At 68.8% G+C, this 19285-nt stretch carries 18 protein-coding genes; 16 read left to right on the top strand and 2 right to left on the bottom strand.

Annotated elements, in window-relative coordinates; translation table 11 throughout:
* Window positions 1–54: 54 nt before the first annotated feature.
* From ABD255_RS41995 to ABD255_RS41920, 16 genes are all read left to right on the top strand, one after another.
* Window positions 55–888 (top strand): alpha/beta fold hydrolase, encoded by an 834-nt coding sequence (locus ABD255_RS41995; protein WP_344222451.1) that lies wholly within the window; start codon window positions 55–57, stop codon window positions 886–888.
* A 101-nt stretch (window positions 889–989) separates the two neighbouring features.
* Window positions 990–1658: a hypothetical protein gene (locus ABD255_RS41990; protein ID WP_344222450.1), complete on the top strand. Its 669-nt coding sequence runs from the start codon at window positions 990–992 to the stop codon at window positions 1656–1658.
* A 58-nt stretch (window positions 1659–1716) separates the two neighbouring features.
* Window positions 1717–2406: a YcnI family copper-binding membrane protein gene (locus tag ABD255_RS41985; RefSeq protein WP_344222449.1), complete on the top strand. Its 690-nt coding sequence runs from the start codon at window positions 1717–1719 to the stop codon at window positions 2404–2406.
* Window positions 2407–2408: 2 nt separating this feature from the next.
* Window positions 2409–2921: a copper resistance CopC family protein gene (locus tag ABD255_RS41980; RefSeq protein ID WP_344222448.1), complete on the top strand. Its 513-nt coding sequence runs from the start codon at window positions 2409–2411 to the stop codon at window positions 2919–2921.
* A complete protein-coding gene (locus tag ABD255_RS41975) occupies window positions 2918–3934 on the top strand; it encodes a copper resistance D family protein (RefSeq protein ID WP_344222447.1) in 1017 nt (338 codons plus the stop codon). The genes ABD255_RS41980 and ABD255_RS41975 overlap by 4 nt, the downstream gene beginning before the upstream one ends.
* Window positions 3935–3978: 44 nt before the next feature.
* Window positions 3979–4470, top strand: coding sequence for a MarR family winged helix-turn-helix transcriptional regulator (locus ABD255_RS41970; protein ID WP_344222446.1), 492 nt, complete (start codon window positions 3979–3981; stop codon window positions 4468–4470).
* A 154-nt stretch (window positions 4471–4624) separates the two neighbouring features.
* Complete coding sequence (locus tag ABD255_RS41965; RefSeq protein WP_344222445.1) at window positions 4625–5188, top strand: NADPH-dependent FMN reductase; 564 nt, start codon at window positions 4625–4627, stop codon at window positions 5186–5188.
* Window positions 5189–5466: 278 nt separating this feature from the next.
* Window positions 5467–7011, top strand: coding sequence for an ABC transporter substrate-binding protein (locus ABD255_RS41960; RefSeq protein WP_344222444.1), 1545 nt, complete (start codon window positions 5467–5469; stop codon window positions 7009–7011).
* Window positions 7012–7950, top strand: coding sequence for an ABC transporter permease (locus tag ABD255_RS41955; RefSeq protein WP_344222443.1), 939 nt, complete (start codon window positions 7012–7014; stop codon window positions 7948–7950).
* Window positions 7947–8753, top strand: a complete 807-nt coding sequence (locus ABD255_RS41950) for an ABC transporter permease (protein WP_344222442.1) — start codon at window positions 7947–7949, stop codon at window positions 8751–8753. Before ABD255_RS41955 ends, ABD255_RS41950 begins: the two co-directional genes overlap by 4 nt.
* On the top strand, window positions 8750–10318 hold the full coding sequence (locus ABD255_RS41945; protein ID WP_344222441.1) for an ABC transporter ATP-binding protein: 1569 nt from the start codon (window positions 8750–8752) through the stop codon (window positions 10316–10318). Before ABD255_RS41950 ends, ABD255_RS41945 begins: the two co-directional genes overlap by 4 nt.
* Window positions 10315–11385, top strand: coding sequence for a pyridoxal-phosphate dependent enzyme (locus ABD255_RS41940; protein ID WP_344222440.1), 1071 nt, complete (start codon window positions 10315–10317; stop codon window positions 11383–11385). Before ABD255_RS41945 ends, ABD255_RS41940 begins: the two co-directional genes overlap by 4 nt.
* A gap of 10 nt (window positions 11386–11395) precedes the next feature.
* Entirely contained in the window at window positions 11396–12151 is a 756-nt protein-coding gene (locus ABD255_RS41935) for a phytanoyl-CoA dioxygenase family protein (RefSeq protein WP_344222439.1), read from the top strand.
* A gap of 235 nt (window positions 12152–12386) precedes the next feature.
* Complete coding sequence (locus ABD255_RS41930) at window positions 12387–13205, top strand: Rossmann-like domain-containing protein (RefSeq protein WP_344222438.1); 819 nt, start codon at window positions 12387–12389, stop codon at window positions 13203–13205.
* Window positions 13206–13420: 215 nt separating this feature from the next.
* On the top strand, window positions 13421–14584 hold the full coding sequence (locus tag ABD255_RS41925; protein ID WP_344222437.1) for an MFS transporter: 1164 nt from the start codon (window positions 13421–13423) through the stop codon (window positions 14582–14584).
* Window positions 14585–14748: 164 nt separating this feature from the next.
* Entirely contained in the window at window positions 14749–17592 is a 2844-nt protein-coding gene (locus ABD255_RS41920; RefSeq protein ID WP_344222436.1) for a S8 family serine peptidase, read from the top strand.
* A gap of 52 nt (window positions 17593–17644) precedes the next feature.
* Here the strand turns inward: ABD255_RS41920 and ABD255_RS41915 are convergent, their stop codons facing one another.
* The gene (locus ABD255_RS41915; RefSeq protein ID WP_344222435.1) at window positions 17645–18859 is read right to left on the bottom strand and encodes an RNA polymerase sigma factor; all 1215 of its coding nucleotides are present in this window, start codon (window positions 18857–18859) and stop codon (window positions 17645–17647) included.
* A 2-nt stretch (window positions 18860–18861) separates the two neighbouring features.
* Window positions 18862–19227, bottom strand: coding sequence for a YciI family protein (locus tag ABD255_RS41910; protein WP_344222434.1), 366 nt, complete (start codon window positions 19225–19227; stop codon window positions 18862–18864).
* Window positions 19228–19285 lie beyond the last annotated feature (58 nt).

The raw sequence follows: 19285 nt of genomic DNA, 5'->3' as shown, positions 1-19285 counted from the left end.
TATCAACGTGCCGACGACGGGAATCGGTTGCACGGGTCCGGCAGACTTCTTCGTATGGCTCATCTCATCGTGGACGGCGTGAAGGTCACCTACCACGTCGCCGGCTCCGGCCCCGTGTGCTTGGCGCACCCGGGCGGCCCTGGAATCCACTACGACTACCTCCGGATGCCGCGGCTCGAGGAGCACCTGACGATGGTGTACATCGAGCCAGTCGGCACCGGCGCCTCCGATCTCCTGCCCGACGGCGACTACAGCATGGAGAAGTACGCGTACTACGCCGACCAGTTGGCCCGGCACCTCGGTGAGGAGAAGGTCTTCTTCCTGGGCCACTCGCACGGCGGGTTCGTCGCGCTCCAGTTCGCGCTGGACCACCCGGAGCGCCTGCGCGGGGTCATCGTCTACGACGCGATGGCGTTCAACGGCCCCGAGCTCGGGGAGGAGGCGTACCGCCAGGTCGAGGCGTACGCCGCCCGCCGGCCCGCGGGGGATCCGCTCGCCGAGCAGGTGGTCCAGGCCTGGAAAGAGGACAGCGGGGTCGACAAGGTGGCTCACCTCGACTCGCTGCGCCGGCTGCTCCCGGTCTACTTCAGGGACTTCGAGGAGATCGAGCCCAGGATCGCGGACTGGCTGGCGACCGTCGACCTGACGATCGACCCGAACCGGCAGCCCTCCCTGTGGGACGTGCGCGACCGGCTCGCCGACATCGGGGTACCGGCGCTGGTGCTGGTCGGGGCCCACGACTTCATCTGCGGGGAGAAGTGGGCCCGTCAGTTGCACGACGGGATCCCCGGCTCGGAGCTCGTGGTCCTGCCCGCCAGTGGCCACTTCGGGCATCTCGAGGAGCCGGAGGCGTTCGTCGGCGCCGTTCTGCGTTTCGCGACATCCTGACGGGGAACCGCCGGCGCCTGCCGTACGTAGAGTTGTCTGAAGCGGGACCCGCCCACCCACGGTCACGCTGATATCACTGTGAATGACGAAGGTGACCCGCTGTGCGTGCCGAGACGAGTGCGACGTCCGCGGTCGTGACGCTGAGCGTCGCGGTCGCGGTGGTCGGGCACGTCCTGGCCGGCGGGTCCGCCTCGCTCGCGGTGGTTCCGCAACTTCTCGCACTCGCGGCGGCGTGCTGGCTTCTCGGTGAGTTCCTGGCCGGCCGCCGGTGGCTGTCGGTGGCGGTCCTCGCCGGGATCCAGCTGTTCGTGCATGCCGGTCTCGACCGGCCGCATCCGGCCAAGGCAGCCGATCCGATGCCGGCCGCCTCGGCCGGCCACAGCTCGATGCACGACATGCACGACATGCACGCAATGCAGCACGCGCACGGGACGCACGGGATGGCCGACACGATGGCGATGCCGGCCCCCGAGGTGGCGTCGCCGTTGCACAGCGGCCTGTCCGGCGCCCTGACCATGACCGCCGCTCACCTGGTGGTGCTGTTGGCAGGCGTCGTGCTCATCGGCAGCACCCACCGCTGGGTCCAGCGCGTACTGCGGATCCTGACGCGCCTGGTCCCGCAACTCCCGGCCGCGGTGATTCCCCTGCCCGGGGTGCGCACGGCGCTGCCCGGCGTACCGGAGCGGCCGCTGCTCACTCAGCGGTGGCTGACCTCGAACGTCTCGCGGCGCGGGCCCCCGGCGTACCGGGTTCTGACAGCTCTGTCCTGACCGTCCCGCTCGATCGCGGGACGGCTCGAAACCGTTGCCCGCGAGAGGGTTCCAAGTCATGTCCAAGAAGTTCGTCCTGCGCGCTGCCGCGATCTCCGCGGCGTCCGCGCTCATCTTCGTCGGGGCCGCCAACTCGGCCTCGGCTCACGTCACGGTCTCGTCGCCGGACGCCAAACCGGGCGGTTACGCCAAGTTGGTGTTCCGGGTGCCGACCGAGTCCGACACCGCCGGCACCACCAAACTCGTCGTCTCGCTGCCGAAGGACCACCCGTTCGCCCACGTCGGCGCGCAGGTCAAGGACGGCTGGAAGGTGGTCAAGACGACCGAGAAGCTGCCGACGCCGGTCAAGGTCGGCGACGTCACGCTGACCGAGGCGATCACCACTGTCACCTGGACCGCCGCCGCGGCCGGAGTACCGCCGAACGACTTCGACGAGTTCGCGCTCTCGGTCGGCCGGATTCCGGAGGGTGTCGCCTCGCTCACCTTCCCCGCGGTCCAGACTTACAGCGATGGGGAGGTGGTCAAGTGGGAGCAGATCGCCAAGAACGACGCCGACAAGCCGGAGCACCCGGCGCCGACGCTGAAGCTGACCACCGCGCTCACGCCGGTCGCCGCCACGACGAACGACGACGGGGACGAGGCCGGCGCGGACCCGCTGGCCCGCATCCTCGGTGGCGCCGGACTGCTGCTCGGCCTGGTCGGCCTCGGTCTCGGCCTGCGGGCCGGGCGTGGAAAGGTCACGCCGTAACCGTGCGCCGACTGGTCGCAATCCTGGTGGCGTCGCTGCTCACCCTGGTGGTCTCCACCGGGGTGGCGGCGGCGCACGCCAAGCTCGAATCGATGACGCCGGCCGACGGTTCCACCGCGGCCGCCCCGCCGACCGAGGTGGTCCTGACCTTCAACGAGCCGGTCGGCAGCACCGGCGCCGTAGTACAGGTCAGGTCGCCGGGCGGCACCACCGTGTCCACCGGTGAGATCAAGGTGATCGGCAAGGTGGTCACCCAGCCTGTCGACGGACTGGTCGAGGTCGGCAAGTACACCGTCGACGCCCGGATCGTGTCGGCCGACGGGCACCCGATCACGGTGACCGCGAGTTTCACCATCACGCACGCCGGGCACCCGGCGACCCCCGTGGGGACACCTGCCACCGAGAACAGCGGCTCGAACACGGTGGTGATCGTCGCGATGGTGCTGGTGATGCTGGTGGTCGTCGCGCTGGCTGTCGTGATTGTGCGCCGCCGGCCGGCTCCCGACGCGCAATGACGATGCAGACCGGCGAGCGCACGTCGGGCCGACTGCTCGGCCTCGGTGTGGTTGCCGCGGGCCTCGTGGTGATGGTCGTCGCCCTGGTGGCAGCGGGCGGTGCGCCGAAGCCGCTGCCCGCAGGCCTCACGGGAGCCGGTACGCCGGTCTCCTGGGCCGTCCCCGTACTGCGCTTGCTGGCGGACGTGGCTGCCATCGCCACGGGTGGCGCCGTGCTCGCGGCCGCCGTGTTGCTCCCGGCAACAGACGGGAAGCTCGGAAAACAAGGGCTTCGGGCCTGCCAGGACGCCGCCGTGACCGCGGGGATCTGGGCGGTCGCGAGCATCGGCGGACTCCTCACCACGGCGAGCGTGATCATCGGTGTCCCGATGTCGCAACTGGCTGCCCGGGCGGGTGACGCAGGATCTCTCAACCAGGTCAGGGCGCTGGCCGTCGCGGTCGTTTTCACGGCTGTCCTGGCGGTTGTTTTGAGCGCGTGCCGCACGGTCGCGACCGCACGGGTTGCGCTCGTCCTGACGGCAGCGGCTCTCACCGGTCCACTGCTGACCGGCCACGGCGCGATCGGCGGGGGAGCAACCTTCTGGTCCGTCCTCGCGACCTCCTCGCTGATCGTCCACGTCTTCTCGGCGACTGCCTGGATCGGCGGACTGGGTTCGCTCCTGCGCTACGGGCGCGACCACGTGGAAGCCGTCGAGAAGTTCAGCCGCCTCGCGCTGGTCTGCGCGATCGCGATCGGGACCACCGGCCTGCTCACCGCGGAGATCCACCTGGGCGGGCGGGAGGACGGCTGGGGCCTGATCACCCAGTGGGTCACCAGCGGGTACGGCGCCCTCGTCCTCGCCAAGGCAGTCGCCTTCGCCCTCCTCGTCTGGATCGGCTGGCGGCACCGCCGCGCCACCCTCCCGGCCCTGGCCGCCAACCAGCCAGCCGCCTTCTGGCGCCTCGCCGCCGGCGAACTGATCCTGATGACCGTCGCCGTCGGCCTGGCCGTCGCCCTCTCCCGCACGCCCTGAGCGCGGCTCGGTGACATGTCAACAGGTCCACGTACCATGGGTGGATGACGGAGACTCGGTGGCTCGATGCGCGGGAAGCGCATCTGTGGGAGTCGTACCGTGACGTCTATCGCGAGCTGACCAGCACGCTGGAAGGCCGGTTGATCCGCAACTCCGGGTTGTCCGGAGCGGACTACGCGCTGCTGCACCCGCTGTCGACGTCGGAAGACGGCGTACTGCGGACGCGCGATCTCGGGCAGTTGGTCGGGTGGGAGCGGAGCAGGCTGTCCCACCAAGTGAGCCGAATGGAGAAGCGCGGGCTGGTGGTCCGCGAGGAGTGCGCGTCGGACGCCCGCGGCTCGATGGTCCGGCTGACCGATGCCGGCCGGGCCGCGATCGAGGCGGCCGCACCGGATCATGTCGACGCTGTTCGGGCGCACTTCCTGGACAAGTTGAGCCGCGACGAGCAGGAAGTGCTGGTCAAGCTCCTGGACCGCGTGCTCGCCGATCTCCCCGCCCGCGACCTCTGCGGCCCGGACACCGACTCCAACGGCTGAGTCCACCGCGCCGTGACCCCCGGCGCGGTCCTGTGCTCTTCCTCTCCTTGAGATTAGGTTGACGCGTCATCTCAATCTGCTACTTTTGGTGACGCGTCATCAAACTGGCCGGCCAGGAACGACCGGGCCTCCCCATCCCCCCAGAAGGACTGACATGCCCAACATCGCGATCATCCTCGGTAGCACCCGGCCCGGCCGCAACGGCGAAGCCGTGGCCAAGTGGGTGCTGGACATCGCCAAGCAGCGCAGCGACGCCTCGTACGAACTCGTCGACATCGCCGACTACAAGCTTCCGCACCTGGACGAGGCGATCCCGCCGTCGGCCGGCCAGTACACCCAGCCGCACACGCTGGCCTGGGCGGAGAAGATCGCCTCCTTCGACGGCTTCGTCTTCGTCACCCCGGAGTACAACCACTCCACCTCCGGCGCGCTGAAGAACGCCATCGACTTCCTCTTCGCCGAGTGGAACGACAAGGCGGCCGGCTTCGTCAGCTACGGCGCCGTCGGTGGCGCCCGCGCGGTCGAGCACCTGCGCCTGGTGATGGGCGAGCTGAAGGTCGCCGACGTGCGCAACCAGGTCGCGCTGTCACTGATCACCGACTTCAAGAACTACAGCGAGTTCACCCCGGCCGACTACCACGTCGCCGAGGTCGGCGCGATGCTCGACCAGGTCGTCTCCTGGAGCAACGCCCTCGCATCGGTCCGCGACGCCGCCTGACCGCTGGCCGGCTCGAAAGACCTGCTCCTCGAACCGGTCGCTGCCCTGGTGGCAGCGACCGGTTCGCGCTTTTCCGGGCCCAGGATCTGGTGGTGACTGCCAGTACTCGGAGACAGCGTGCAGTGACACGCCGTCACGGGCGTCATCGGGGTCGGCTCTGCCGGGAGAATGATGAGCGTCGTTCAGATGCGCCTGAATTTGACAACTATTTTCATTAACGGCAGGATTCGAGCCGGCGACCACCCCTCGTCGGAACCCTCACCGTGAAGGAAATGCGGATGTCCGAAGGTCTGAACAGGCGGGGATTCCTGGGCCTCGCAGGCGGTCTGGGTCTGGCGGCGGTGACCGGTTGCGGGTCGGATGGCGGATCCGGCGGTGGTGCGGCCGCGCAGCCGAAGGCAGGTGGGCGGTTGCGAGCCGTGTACGCCGGTGGGGGAGCCAAGGAGGTTCTCGATCCGCACGTGCAGAGCCTTTTCGTCGACATCGCGCGGCACAAGGCGATCTACGAGAAACTGGTCGAGCTCGGGCCCGACCTGAAACCGATGCCACGGCTGGCCGAGAAGTGGGAGCCGGACGCGCAGGCGGCGACCTGGCGGTTCACCCTGCGGGACGCGACCTTCCACGACGGCCAGAAGCTGACCAGCGAGGACGTGCTCTACAGCCTGGCCCGGATCGCCGATCCGACCGTCCCCGAGCGAGTGGCGCAGTCCTCGCTCGCGGCCCTGGATCTCAAGCGCTGCAAGGCGATCGACCAGAAGACGGTCGAGCTGGTGCTGACCGCGCCGAACGCCGAGTTCCCCGCATTGCTGGCCGGCATCGGCACGCAGATCGTCCGGGACGGGTTCAAGGACCCGACGAAGCCGATCGGCACCGGCGCCTTCAAGTACGTCTCGTTCGAGGCCGGCCGCTCGATGGTCGCCAATCGGTTCGACGACTACTGGGACGGCGCCGCCAAGCTCGAGGAACTCCAGATCCTCTCGGCCGACGCCGAGGCGCGGGCGAACGCGCTGCAGGGCGGACAGGCGGAGTACGCCAATGACATGACGGCGACCTTCGCCCGGACCGCCGAGGCCGGCAAGACGGTCAAGATCGTCGCGGCCAAGGGCAGTACGACGCACGCGTTCGTGATGAAGGTCGACCAGGCTCCCTTCGACAACCCCGACGTGCGGATGGCCTTCAAGCTGCTCGCGGACCGCCGGCGGCTGGTCGACGTGGTGCTCGCCGGGCGCGGAGTGGTGGGCAACGACCTGTTCGGCAAAGGGTTCCAGTACTACCCGGCCGACCTGTCGCAGCGGGAGCGGAACCTCGACGAGGCGAAGGCGCTGCTGAAGAAGGCAGGCCTGCTGAACAAGGAGGTGGAGATCTTCACCGCCGACGCCTCGGCCGGATTCGTCGAGTCGGCCACCCTGTTCGCCGAGCAGGTCAACGAGGCCGGGGTCAAGCTCAAGGTCACCACCGGCAGCGCGCAGACCTATGCGAAGGACCTGCTGACCAAGGGCGTGATCGGCAACCACCGGTCGGGCGCGATGCCGATCCCGCAGTACATCACCGACCGGTTGCTGACGAAGTCGCCGTTCAACGTGACGCACTGGCGTCAGCCCGCGTTCGATGCCGCCTTCGCGTCGGCCCAGGTAATGACGGACGAGGCCGCGCGGACGGCGAAGTACGGGGAACTGCAGAAGACGTTGCGGGACCAGGGCGGCATCATCGCCTGGGGTCACCCCGACTACCTGGTCGCGGTGTCGGCCAAGGTGCAAGGGGTCCAGGCGGCACCGCCGAACACGCTGGACCAGGGCCGGTTCGACAAGGTGTGGCTGGCCTGAATGCGGTGGTATGCCGCCCAGCGGGCTGCATTGGCGATCATCCAACTGGCCGTGTTGTCCGTCCTGGTCTTCGTGCTGACGGCGTTGCTGCCGGGTGATGCCGCGGACATGCGCTTCACCGAGACGCTGACGCCTGACCAGGTCGCCCGGATGCGGGAGCAGCTCGGCCTGGACCAGCCTGCTCTGGAGCGGTTCACGCACTGGTTCGGCAACGTGCTGACCGGTGATCTCGGTACTTCGCTGATCAGCGGCGGGCCGGTGCTCGACATCGTCAAGGCCTCCGTCGGGGCGACGCTGGTCCTGACGCTGGCGACGCTGGCCGTGGTGGTTCCCCTGGCCGTTGCCCTCGGCATCGTGATGGGGACCCGGGAGAACGGGCGACTCGACCGCACCATCACCTCCGTGACGCTGGCGCTGAGTGCGATTCCCGACTTCGTGATCGCGGTGTTCCTGGTCGCGCTGTTCTCGCTGAAGCTCGGCTGGCTGCCCGCGACTTGGGTCGGTGGATCGCTGCTCGCGAGTCCGGCGCTGCTGATTCTGCCGGTCGCGGTGCTTCTCGGTCGCACGGTCTGCCTGCTGTCTCGCCAGGTGCGGGCCGGGACGATCAACGCGCTCAACGCCGAGTACGTCGTACAGGCTCGGCGGCTCGGAGTTCCGCGGCGGCGGTTGCTGCTCAGGCACGTCCTGCCGAACGCGGCGGTTCCCGGCGTACAGGAGTTGGCGCGGACCGGAGACACCTTGCTGGGCGGGGTTCTCGTGGTCGAGGCGATCTTCGCGATCCCCGGGTTCGCGACGGCATTGGTGGATGGGGTCGAGACCCGGGACGTGCCCGTCGTGCAAGGGCTGACGCTGGTTCTCGCGGTGGCCGCGCTGGTGATCAACCTCGGAGCCGACCTCGTCTGCAACCGCCTCGTCCCGCGGACGGAGTTGCTGCGATGAGAGCCCTCAGAGCCCGTACTCCGCTCGCTGTGTCCGCGTTGCTCGTCCTGATCCCGCTGCTGGTGGCTCTGCTCGGACCTCTGGCGAACTTCTCGCCCAAGCCTGGTCTGCCCTACGAGAGCGCGGGGCTTCTCGGCACCGACGGACTCGGCCGCGACGTGTTCAGCCTGCTGCTGGAAGGCGGCCGGACAGCGCTCGGCATGGCGCTGGGTGCGGTCGTGATCGCCTATCTGGTTGGCGGGATGATCGGTCTCGTCGCGGCCTCCACCCGCCACCGGTGGGTCGACGAGGCCCTGATCCGGCCACTCGACGTACTGCTGCCGTTGCCCTCCCTGCTGGTGATCAGTGTTGTCGCGGTCGGTTGGCGCGCCTCGCCGCCGGCGATCACGCTGGCTGTTGCCATGGTCAACGTCCCGACCGTGGCCCGACTGGTTAGAGCGGCCGCGCTGGATGCCGCCAGCGGTCCGGTGGTCGAGGCGTTGAGGATGCAGCGGGAGAGCTGGGTGGGGATCCACCTCGGCTACGTCGGGCGCGCAGTACTGGGTCCGGTCGCTGCCGACATCGGCACCCGGATCACGCTGGCCGTCTTCCTGGTTGCCTCGGTCAACTTCCTCGGGCTCGGGCTGAGCCCGACGGCGCCGGACTGGGCGGTGAGCGTTTCGCGGAACCGCGAAGGGTTGCTGCTGCAGCCGTGGGCCGTGATCGCGCCGGCGCTCCTGCTGGTTTCCTTCACGCTCGGGTTCAATCTGCTCGCGGATCGCTTGGTGCACCGGACCCGCCGGCTTGTCGAGGCGAAGCGATGACGCCACTGGTCAAGGTCACCGGACTGGCGGCCGTCGCGGGGGACGCCATCCTGGTCGACCGGGTGGATTTCGAGGTCTGGCCCGGGCAGGTCACGGCACTGGTCGGTGCCTCCGGATCGGGCAAGACGACGTCCGCGCTCGCGCTGCTGGGCGAGTACGGGCGTGGCGTGCAGCTCAGAGGCCGGGTAGAGGTGGACGGCCAGGTGGTTGTCGACGACAACGGACCGGTCAACGGGGTGAAGGTGCGGGGCCGAGTCGTTGCCTACATGCCTCAGCATCCCGGCAGCGCCCTCAATCCGGCTCGCCGGATCGGTGCCGGGCTGAACGAACTGGCAAAGCTGCATCACCCCGGCGAAGACGTCGTTCCCGAGGCATTGCGGATCGCTCAGCTTCCTGATGACAAAGCAACACTCAGACGCTTCCCGCACCAGTTCTCCGGTGGTCAACGGCAACGAATCGCCTTGGCCCAGGCGCTGACCTGTCGTCCGCGAGTGCTGGTCCTGGACGAGCCGAGCACAGGCCTGGACTCCATCACGAGGCTTCAGTTGGTCGGCGAACTCCGCGACCTGGCCGAGCAAGGGCTAGGCATCCTGCTGCTGAGCCACGACCTCGATCTGGTCCGGGCGTTGGCCCGCCACGTGGTCGTCCTGTCCGCTGGGTGCGTGGTCGACGCAGGTGGCGTCGAGGTCCTCCCAGCCGCTCCCGAACTCGTGGCCTCCCTGGGAACCACGACCGCGGCTGATCCCTTGCTCGAAGCAACTGACCTGTCCGCGGCACTGCATGCCCGCGGTCGCGATCCGATCCTGCAGAAGGTCGATCTCGCCGTGCCACCCGGTGGCTGCATCGGCATCGTCGGCCGATCCGGCAGCGGAAAGACCACTCTGGCGCGCTGCCTGGCCGGCCTGCACGAACGCCACACCGGCCGGATCACCCTGGCCGGCCAAGACCTCCCCGTACTCCGGAAGCGCACGCTCGAGCAGAACCGCCGCGTCCAGTACGTCTGGCAGGAAGTCCGCGGCTCCTTCGACGAACGCCGCCTGGTCGACGAACAAGTCGCCCGTACTGCGGTACGCCTGCGCGGCATCTCCGCCACCGAGGCGAAGGCGGAGGCGGTAGCCACCTTGGCTCGGCTGGGCGTGTCCGCGCTGGTGGCGGCCAGACCGCCGAGCCAGTTGTCCGGGGGAGAGCTCCAGCGTGCCGCCCTGGCGAGGGCGTTGCTCGCGCGACCCGACGTACTGGTCTGCGACGAGATCACCACCGCGCTCGACGAGCGCGGTACCGGGCTCGTGGTCGAACTGCTGAACGAGCTCAAGGCCGAGGGGACCGCGCTGGTGTGGATCAGCCACGACCTCGGACTGGTGGCCGCGGTCTCCGACCACGTACTCGTGCTCGATGCCGGCCGGGTGGTCGAAGAAGGACCACCCGCCACGGTGATGAACGACCCGAGCACCGAACTGACCCGGCGGCTGGTGAGGGCCGCCAAGGTCGGGCAGGACCCCGAACCACCCCAGCCTCCGCCCGTGCTGACCAGTAGTGCCGACACGAGGAGCGACCCGCAGCGATGAAGCCTTCCCGATTGCACGACCATCTCGCGGAGGCGATCAAGGATCCGGACCCGATCCGGGTCGGCGCCGGCTCCGGTTCCGGAGACGACCTGATCTGCCTGCGGTTCGAGACGATGAAGGTGTACTCCGCGCTGGGCGCCGTCCGGCATCTGCTGGAGACCGGCGCGGTTCGGCCCGGGGACACCCTGATCGACAGCTCCAGCGGGATCTACGCGCACGCGCTCGCGCTGGCCTGCCACCGGTACGGGATGAAGTGCCACATCGTCGGCTCCACCACCGTCGACCGGACCCTGAAGATCCAGCTGGAGATCCTCGGCGCGACGATCGAGCAGGTGCCGTCGTCGAACAACCTGCAGCTGGACCAGAACCTCAGGGTCCGCCGGATCGGCGAGATCCTGCGGGACAACCCGACGTACCACTGGATGCGGCAGTACCACGACGACATCCACTACCTCGGCTACGGCGCGATCGCGGACCTGGTCGACGACCTTGTCCCGACCGGCCCGCTCTGCCTGGTCGGGGGAGTGGGGACGGGTGCGTCGACCGGCGCGATCGCGGCGTACCTGCGGGATCGCGGGCGGGATGTGAACCTGGTCGGCGTCCAGCCGTTCGGCAGCATCACCTTCGGCGCCGGGCACACCCAGGACCCGGAGATGATCATCGCCGGGATCGGCAGCTCGATCGAGTTCCGCAACGTGCGGCACGAGTTGTACGACCGGCTGCACTGGGTCTCGTTCGAGTACGCGATGTCGGCCGCGGTGGATCTGCTCCGGACGTCCGGGGTGTTCGCCGGCCTGTCCACGGGTGCGGCGTACCTGTCCGCAGTGTGGGAACACAACTGCGACAGCAGCCGCAAGCACGTCTTCCTCGCCGCCGACACCGGCACCCGGTACGTGGAGTCCGCTTTTTCCCGTCATGCCGAGGCCCGGCCGATTAACACGATGCGGCCGCGGGAGATCTCCTCGCTGGAAGAACTCTCGGTGCCGTGGTCGGCGATGTCGTGGGATCGGCGCGAATCCGCCTGGGCGGAGTGCCGGGAGTTCCCATCTGCGACCCCGTCGCATTAATGTGGTGGCTATGACGGGGTATCTGCTGCTGCCACAGTTGTTCACGGCAACGGAGGTCGGCCGGTTGCGGGACGCCGCCGAGCAGGTGCACGCCGAGGTGGTCTCGGCCGCCGAGTCGGGCGAGACGGACGTGACGGTCTGGTCGGACGGCCACCGGTTGGAGGAGATCCGCGGTACGACGATCCACTGGGAGCCGGACGCTCCCGGCAAGGCGGTGCGCTCGCTGGCGCCGGTGTCGCACCTGCATCCGGTGCTGGCCGGGCTGTGGTCGGAGTCGCGGCTGACGTCGCCGATGGCGTCGCTGATCGGATCCGCGGTGGGACCGTTCGTGTCGAAACTGAACTTCAAGCGGGCCGGGGTCGGGTCGGAGTTCGCCTGGCACCAGGACTTCCCGTACTGGTACTGCTGCGCCGGCGACGCGGCGTACGACATCGCGACCGCGATCGTGATGCTCGACGACAACACTGTCGAGAACGGCGCGATGACGCTGATTCCCGGGAGTCATCGGGATGGTCCGGCGCCGCGGGATCCGCTCGAGCCGACGGGTCTCTTCGTCGATCCGCGGCGGGTCGATGCCGACCTTGCTGTAACGGTTACCGCGCCGGCGGGGTCGGTGCTGATGTTTCCGGGCCTGATGGTGCATCGGTCCGCGCCGAACCGCACGGCCACCGACCGCAGGTCGCTGCTGTACTGCTTCCAGCCGGCCGGTCGTCCAGAGCTGTCCGCCCTGACCTACGACGCCGAAAGGCTGGCCGATCTGCCATGACTGTATTGAATTGCGCGCCTCCGGCACGCGGGTCATGGGGCTGGAACTCCCGGCCTTCCCTCGTCGCTGCGGTCGCTGTGTTGTCTGCCGCGCCTCCGGCACGGCGGGTCATGGGGCTGGAACTCCCGGCCTTCCCTCGTCGCTCCGGTCGCTTCGCTCCCTCCACTCCTCAGTCCAGGCCGGGAGGCCCCATGACCGGGCTCCCTCCACTCCTCAGTCCAGGCCGGGAGGCCCCATGACCGGTTCCGTGGCCGAACTCACCGCCGCTGTCCTCGCCGGGGACCATGGTCCCGCGCCTTCAGAACTCAATGTCATCAGCGCTTTCTGGCTCCACCACACCACCCGGCTGCCGGGTGCGGACGTCACCTACCGGAACTACTACGTACTGCTCCGCGTCGGCGAGGTCTTCGGGGCGTGCTCCTTCGAGGCCGGCGAACTGGACCCGTCGTACTGCGCCGACGCCTCGGGCCTGCCGCTCTCCGAACTGCTTGCCGAGGGCCCCTTACCGGTCAGGATCGCCGCTCTGGATGCTTATCTGGCGTCGGTCGAACCGCACCACCTGGCTTCCGGCGCCGAGGAGGTCGTCCTCCCAGCCGGTACTCCGGACGTCCGCGCGCGGGCGCGTGATGCCGCGGTCGCCGGCCTGCTGGATGTTCGTGAGGGCTCGAAGGTCGCGTTGATCGGCGTCGTGAACCCCTTGGTGGACGCGATCGCAGCCCGCGGCGGCACTTGTCTCCCGTGTGACTTCAACCTCCGCGAAACTGCCTCCGGGCTCCCGGTTTCCCGCGACATGACGGAGGTTGTCGATGCCGCGGACGCGGTCGTAGCCACCGGAATGACCTTGAGCAACGGAAGTTTCGACCTCCTGCTGGATCGTTGCCTTACGCAATCGAAGCCGCTCGCCATTTATGCTCAGACCGGAAGCGCCGTCGCCCGCGCCTTCCTCGGCTCCGGCGTCACCGCCCTGTCCGCGGAGCCCTTCCCCTTCTCCCAGTTCAGCGCCCGCCCCACCAGCCTCTACCGCTACCGCAAGGACGGACCCCAAACGCCGTGAGCACAGACCACCGCACCGCACCACCCCCACCCACCGAGGCGCAACCATCCGCCCCCGTCAGGAAAGCGGCTGCCCCAGCCACCAGGGGAGAGACGGCTGCCCCCGCCACTTCCTTCCGCGGCGCAGTGGCGAGGAGTTCAGGCGACGCTTCCGCCGCGACACAAGCAGCAGCAACCAGCGAACGTAGTACTGGATCCGTCCCAGGCGACCTGGCCATGGCCAAGAGACTGTGGCCGTTTCTGCTGGCCTCGACGGTCAGCCTGATTCCGTTCACGGTGTTCGGCATGTACCTCGTGCCGATCGCCGCGGCGGCGGACGGGAGCGTGGCGGAGATCGGCGGCCTGCGAGGACTCGGAGGCCTCGCAGCCCTCATCGTCGGCTTCGCCCTCGCCCCGCTCGTCGACCGCTTGGCCAGAGAACTCGTCGCCGCCGGCGGCCTCGCACTGCTGGGACTGTCAGCCGCACTAGGAGCCGTAGGCAACATCTTCGCCCTGGCCGCGTTCTGCCTGCTGATCGGCGCCTCGACCTCGATCCTCGGCCCGTCGATCGGCGCCGCCGCGGCAGATCGCTTCAACTCGGCCGCCGCAGCAGGCCGCGCGGCCACCCTCGTCTCGGCAACCACCTCGATGATGGCGATGCTCGCCGCCCCGGTCCTCGCACTACCGGGCCTGTTCTGGGGTTGGCGAGGCAACCTGCTCGCCGCCTCGGCGATCTCCCTAGCCCTGTCCGCCGCCTTCTTCTGGCGCGGCCGCGGCCGCAAGGCACCCCTCCAAGCCGGCGGCACCAAGCGCATCAGCTATCTCGCGACCTACAAAGCACTGGCCAAGATCCCCGGCGCCCTCCCACTCCTCGCCGTCGCCATGCTCCGAACAGCAGCCTTCATGGGCTACTTGGCCTATCTCGCCGCCTTCTACGACGAGAAGTTCGACCTCGCCCCAGGCTGGTTCGCGCTCGTCTGGTCCCTTAGCGGCGCCTCCTTCTTCCTCGGCAACCTCTTCGCCGGCCGCTACCTGGCCTCCGACCACCCCTGGATCAGCTCAGAACGAATGCTGCTCCTCGGCCTGGGCGTGGCCCTCCTCAGCGTCGCCGGCTTCTACTTCGCCCCCAGCCTCCCGCTGACCCTCCTTCTGACCGCCCTGATGGGTGTCGCCCACGCCACGGTCGCCGCCTGCGTCACCACCCTCCTCGTCCGCCGCAGCGGGGACCTTCGAGGCTCAGCTCTGAGCGTCAACGCAGCCGGCATGAGCCTCGGCACCTTCCTCGGCGCGGCAATAGGCGGCGCCGGCCTGGGACTCGGCGGCTACCCCGGCCTGGCGCTCATGTTCGGCGCGATCACCTTGATCGGTGTCCTGCTGGCACTGAGGGTCCGCCCGGCCTGACAGCGAAAGCTCTCCAGCCAAAATCGCAGCTATTGACAGGGGGTCGGGCTGAGATCGGTCTGGTACCGGCTCGGCCGTCTGGCATACTCCGGGCGTCTGCCAGTACCGCCACTGTCACTTTCTGAGACCCTTGGGGGGGTCCTGTGTTCTTCCGTCCTGCCCACTTGCTGCGCCTGGGTGTCCCCGCCGCCCTGATCGCCGCAACCCTGGTCACGCTCACCGGTTCATCCGGTTCCGCGGCCGACCCGAAGTTCCACCGTCCAGCCTTCACCGCGAAGAAGTCCGCCGAGTTCGAGCCGAACTCGGTCCTGGTGAAGTTCAAGAAGAACGCGACCTCGTCGGCCCGGAAGTCGGCGGTGTCCAAGTTCCGGACCACCACCGAGGACTCGGTGGCGTCGAACATCGTCAAGCTCAAGGGCGAGGCCTCCGCTCCGGAGTTGCTCAAGAAGGTCCAGGCCGACCCGACCGTCGAGCTGGCCTCGCTGAACTACAAGCGCTGGGTCTCGGCGGTGCCGAACGATCCGTACTACAACAGCTACCAGAAGACCTCCCTGACGACGGCCCGCGTGCCGCAGGCGTGGGACGTGTCCAAGACCACCGGCAACCAGATCGTCGCCGTCCTGGACACCGGTGTGGACGCAGGACACCCCGACCTGGTCGGGCGCCTCGTTCCCGGGTACAACGCCACCTCGCCGAACCGCGGGCCGATCGACGACCACGGTCACGGCACCATGACGCTCGGTATCATCGCCGCGAACGCCAACAACGGCGTCGGTGTCGCCGGTGTCGGCTGGACCACCAAGGCGATGCCGGTCAAGGTGCTCGCCTCCGACGGATCCGGCTGGGACGCCGACATCGCCGAGGGCATCGACTGGGCCGTCGCGCACGGCGCCAAGGTGATCAACCTGTCGCTCGGTGGCCCCGGCTTCGACGGCGTCCTGGCGGATGCCGTGAAGCGGGCCTACGACAAGGGCGTGGTCGTCGTGGCCGCGGCCGGCAACGACGGCAACGGGGTTCCGCAGTACCCCGCTGCCTTCCCCGAGGTCATCGCGGTCGGGGCGACCAACCCCACCGGCGCCCTGACCGACTTCAGCACCTTCGGTGACTGGGTCGACATCGCCGCGCCGGGCTGGGACATCCTCACCACAGGACCACGCGCGCTGACCGAGCCCGGCTACGAGCCGTACCGGTTCTGCACCGGCACCTCGTGCTCGGCGCCGATCGTCGCCGGTGTCGCCGCGCTGGTGAAGAACAAGTGGCCGACCTTCACCTCCGCCCAGGTGGCACAGCGCCTCAAGGTGCTGTCGCGTGACGCCGGTCCGCGCGGCACTGACCCGTACTACGGCGCCGGCATCCTCGACGCGTACGCCGCTCTCGGCGGTCGCTTCGCTCCGGACTTCCCGGGTGGTGTCGCCGACGGCAACTACCAGCCGGCCCGCGCGATCAAGATCACCGGCTCGGCCTCGGGAACAATCGACACCGAGGGCGACGTCGACTGGTACGCCATCGAGTCGGCCGCGGACCGCAAGCTGCAGGTCTCGGTCACCGGCCCCACGTTCGACGTCGTCAACCACTCGACCAACGTCGGGCCCGCGGTCGACGTCTACAAGCAGGACCTGCGCTGGCTGGGCACGGCCGAGAAGTCGTTCCCGGAGAATGTCGACCCGGACACCGGCATCCCGCTCTCGGAGCAACTCGTCGCGACCACGAACGTCAGCGCGACCGCCGGTACGACGTACATCTCGGTGCGCAACGCCAACGGTTCGCGGGACGCACGGCAGTACCAACTCAGCGTCACCGAGGCAGGCAATGGCGGCACGATGCCCGGTTCCGGGTACCCGGTCCGTGACGTGGAGCCGGCGACTCTGTCGACCACCGCGGCCGTGGCGGTCAAGCCGACAGTGACCTTCTCCCGGCCCGTCCTCGGCTCGACCGTCGACAGCACCACCGTCAAGCTGTTCCACGGCAGGACCGGTGCCTTGATCCCGAGCACCGTCACCTTCGCCGCCGACCCCGACCGGGCGGTGATCACTCCGGCCGCACCGCTGCTGGACAACACGCCGTACAAGATCGACGTCTATGGGATCCACGACGCCAGCAGCCTGGTGATCAACCCCTTCACCAGCGTCTTCAGGACCGCCGATCTCGCGCCGCAGAAGTTGACGACGTTCACCGCGAGCGGTGCGTACCGGGCCGCTTACGTGTCCTGGACGGTTCCGGCGACGCCGGATCTCGATCAGGTGATCATCCGGCAGAACGTCGGGGGCAGGGCGCCGTCGCTCACCACCGGGACGCTCGTCTACGCGGGCACCGGGTCGGCCGCCGTCAAGGTGACCGGGCTGGCCGCGGCGACGACTTACACGTACGCCGGCTGGGTGAAGGACCGTAGCGGCAAGGTGAGCCCGATCTCGGCGAAGGCGGTGAGCGGCGTCAAGTCGGGCATCAGCACGACCTCGACGGCGATCACCTACGGCGGCACGATCACGCTGAGGGGCAGCGTGCTGCGGATCGACAACAAGGCGTACGCCGGCCTGCCGGTCCAGCTGTACGGGCGGGCCAAGAACGTGTCCGCGCTGAAGCTGATCGCCTCCTTGAAGACGAGCTCGACCGGTACGGTCAACTACGCGTACAAGCCGACCACGTCGTCGGTGTTCACGATGGTGTTCGTGGGCAACGCGGACCTGATGGGAACGCGCACCGCTGATATCAACGTCGCGGTCGCGCCGGCCATCACGGCGACGCTGGCGCCGACGGCGATCCGGCTGGGGCAGGTGACGAAGTTCTCCGGGTACGTCGCTCCGGCGCACTACGGCAAGCCCGTCTACCTGCAGTACTACTCGGCCAAGACCTGGCGGACCATCGCCTCGGTCAAGCTGAGCGCCTCGGGTGCGTACGCGTTCGGCATCAAGCCGGCCACCCGCGGCAGCTTCGCGTACCGCGTCCTGTTCACTGCCGACGCGGATCACGCCCAGGCCATCACGCCCTACAAGATCGTGACGGTCAGCTGACCCAGTAACACTCCGATGCGCTCCGGTCAGAACTTGGCCGGGGCGCTTCGCTTTACCGCCTGAGTCGTGCGGCGCGGGCGTTAAGGTAGCGCTGCTCCGGGAGGCTCGTGGTACGCCGGGCCGCGGCGAGGTAGGCCTCGAGTGCCTCGGGGAGTTCGCCCGCCAGTTCCAGCAGATGGGCCCGGGCGACGTCGACTCGATGGTGGTTGGCCAGGCGAGGATCCTGCGCGACCTCGTTGATCAGCGCCAGACCGGTCCGCGGGCCTTGGACCATCGCGACGGCCACCGCGCGGTTCAGCAGCGCCACCGGGCTGTCGTCGAAGCGGATCAGCAGGTCGTAGAGGGCGAGGATCTGGGTCCAGTCCGTGTCTTCGGCTTGTGCCGCCTCGTCGTGGAGAGCGGCGATTGCGGCCTGCAGTTGGTACGGGCCCAGCGCAGTACGGGTCATTGCGTCGGTCACCAGGGCTGTTCCTTCGGCGATCGCGTTCGCGTCCCACAGGGCACGGTCCTGTTCGTCCAGGCGGATGAGGTCGCCGGCGGGCGTAGTACGGGCTGCTCTGCGGGCGTGGGTGAGGAGCATCAGGGCGAGGAGGCCGGCGACCTCGCCGTTCGCGGGCAGCAGGCGGTAGGTGAGCCGGGCCAGCCGGATCGCCTCCTCGGCCAGATCCACCCGGTCCGTGCTCGTGTAGCCCTCGTTGAAGATCAGATACAGCACCTGCAGTACTGCGGCCAGCCGCGCGGGGAGTTCCGCGGGCGGCGGCGGGCGGAACGGGATCCCCGAACTGCGAATGCCCTGCTTGGCGCGGGTGATCCGCTTCTTCATCGTCTCCTCGGGCACCAGCAAGGCCCGGGCGATCTCGTCCGTCGTGAGACCTCCGACGGCCCGCAAGGTGAGGGCGATCTGCGCGGCCGGGGTGAGCGACGGGTGGCAGCACAAGAACAAGAGCAGAAGCGTGTCGTCGGCGTCCCGTGGCCCGGTGGAATCGGCGCCCGGGGCAACCAACGGGATCTCGAGAGCCTGGTTGTTCTCGCGCCGCCGCCGGGCTTCCTCGCTGCGCAACTCGTCGGTGAGCCGACGGGAGGCGACGGTGATCAGCCAGGCCCGCGGCTGATCCGGCATCCCGTCGCGCGGCCACTGCTGAGACGCGGCGAGCAGCGCCTCCTGGACTGCGTCCTCGCACGCGTCGAAGTGGCCGTACCGGCGGACGAGGGCGCCGAGCACCTGCGGCGTGAGTTCCCGCAGCAGGTGCTCGAAGCCGCCACTCACGGTCAGGACTCCGCCGAACCGTCCATCAACGGACGCACCTCGACGATGTCACCGACCGCGTCGACGATCTGCTGGGCGATCTCGTACGCCCGGTCGGCGCTGACCACGTCGACGATGCCGTAGCTGGCCAGCACCTCCTTCACCTCGGCGTACGGGCCGTCCGCGGCGACCGTGCCGGCGGCGGTACGGCGGATCGTCCGGGTCAGCGACGGGTCGCCGAGACCAGCTGTGGCGACGAACTCTCCGCTCTCGGTGAGCTCCTTGCCGAGCTGCTCGTAGAAGTCACAGGCCTTCTGGAACTCCTCGGGGTCCCAGGTGCCCTCGACCCAGGTCTGGGCGTTCGTGTAGGCCAGCATGATGAATCTCATCTCGCGCTCCTCCGGTTCAGGCGCTCCGTCCGGGCGCCGTTCATCCAGTAGTCGGAGC

The sequence above is a fragment of the Kribbella sancticallisti genome, from assembly GCF_039530625.1.
GTDB classification, from domain to species: domain Bacteria; phylum Actinomycetota; class Actinomycetes; order Propionibacteriales; family Kribbellaceae; genus Kribbella; species Kribbella sancticallisti.
Note: the sequence above shows the minus strand (reverse complement) of the source record. Positions and strands in the feature narration are given on the sequence as shown.

What these genes read in the sequence shown, in the direction of transcription:
- ABD255_RS41925 (WP_344222437.1), top strand. Translation starts at nt 13,421, where the DNA reads ATGGCCAAGAGACTGTGGCCGTTTCTGCTGGCCTCGACGGTCAGCCTG.
- ABD255_RS41935 (WP_344222439.1), top strand. Translation starts at nt 11,396, where the DNA reads ATGACGGGGTATCTGCTGCTGCCACAGTTGTTCACGGCAACGGAGGTC.
- ABD255_RS41965 (WP_344222445.1), top strand. Translation starts at nt 4,625, where the DNA reads ATGCCCAACATCGCGATCATCCTCGGTAGCACCCGGCCCGGCCGCAAC.
- ABD255_RS41945 (WP_344222441.1), top strand. Translation starts at nt 8,750, where the DNA reads ATGACGCCACTGGTCAAGGTCACCGGACTGGCGGCCGTCGCGGGGGAC.
- ABD255_RS41960 (WP_344222444.1), top strand. Translation starts at nt 5,467, where the DNA reads ATGTCCGAAGGTCTGAACAGGCGGGGATTCCTGGGCCTCGCAGGCGGT.
- ABD255_RS41970 (WP_344222446.1), top strand. Translation starts at nt 3,979, where the DNA reads ATGACGGAGACTCGGTGGCTCGATGCGCGGGAAGCGCATCTGTGGGAG.
- ABD255_RS41910 (WP_344222434.1), bottom strand. Translation starts at nt 19,227, where the DNA reads ATGAGATTCATCATGCTGGCCTACACGAACGCCCAGACCTGGGTCGAG.
- ABD255_RS41955 (WP_344222443.1), top strand. Translation starts at nt 7,012, where the DNA reads ATGCGGTGGTATGCCGCCCAGCGGGCTGCATTGGCGATCATCCAACTG.
- ABD255_RS41985 (WP_344222449.1), top strand. Translation starts at nt 1,717, where the DNA reads ATGTCCAAGAAGTTCGTCCTGCGCGCTGCCGCGATCTCCGCGGCGTCC.
- ABD255_RS41930 (WP_344222438.1), top strand. Translation starts at nt 12,387, where the DNA reads ATGACCGGTTCCGTGGCCGAACTCACCGCCGCTGTCCTCGCCGGGGAC.
- ABD255_RS41950 (WP_344222442.1), top strand. Translation starts at nt 7,947, where the DNA reads ATGAGAGCCCTCAGAGCCCGTACTCCGCTCGCTGTGTCCGCGTTGCTC.
- ABD255_RS41940 (WP_344222440.1), top strand. Translation starts at nt 10,315, where the DNA reads ATGAAGCCTTCCCGATTGCACGACCATCTCGCGGAGGCGATCAAGGAT.
- ABD255_RS41995 (WP_344222451.1), top strand. Translation starts at nt 55, where the DNA reads ATGGCTCATCTCATCGTGGACGGCGTGAAGGTCACCTACCACGTCGCC.
- ABD255_RS41975 (WP_344222447.1), top strand. Translation starts at nt 2,918, where the DNA reads ATGACGATGCAGACCGGCGAGCGCACGTCGGGCCGACTGCTCGGCCTC.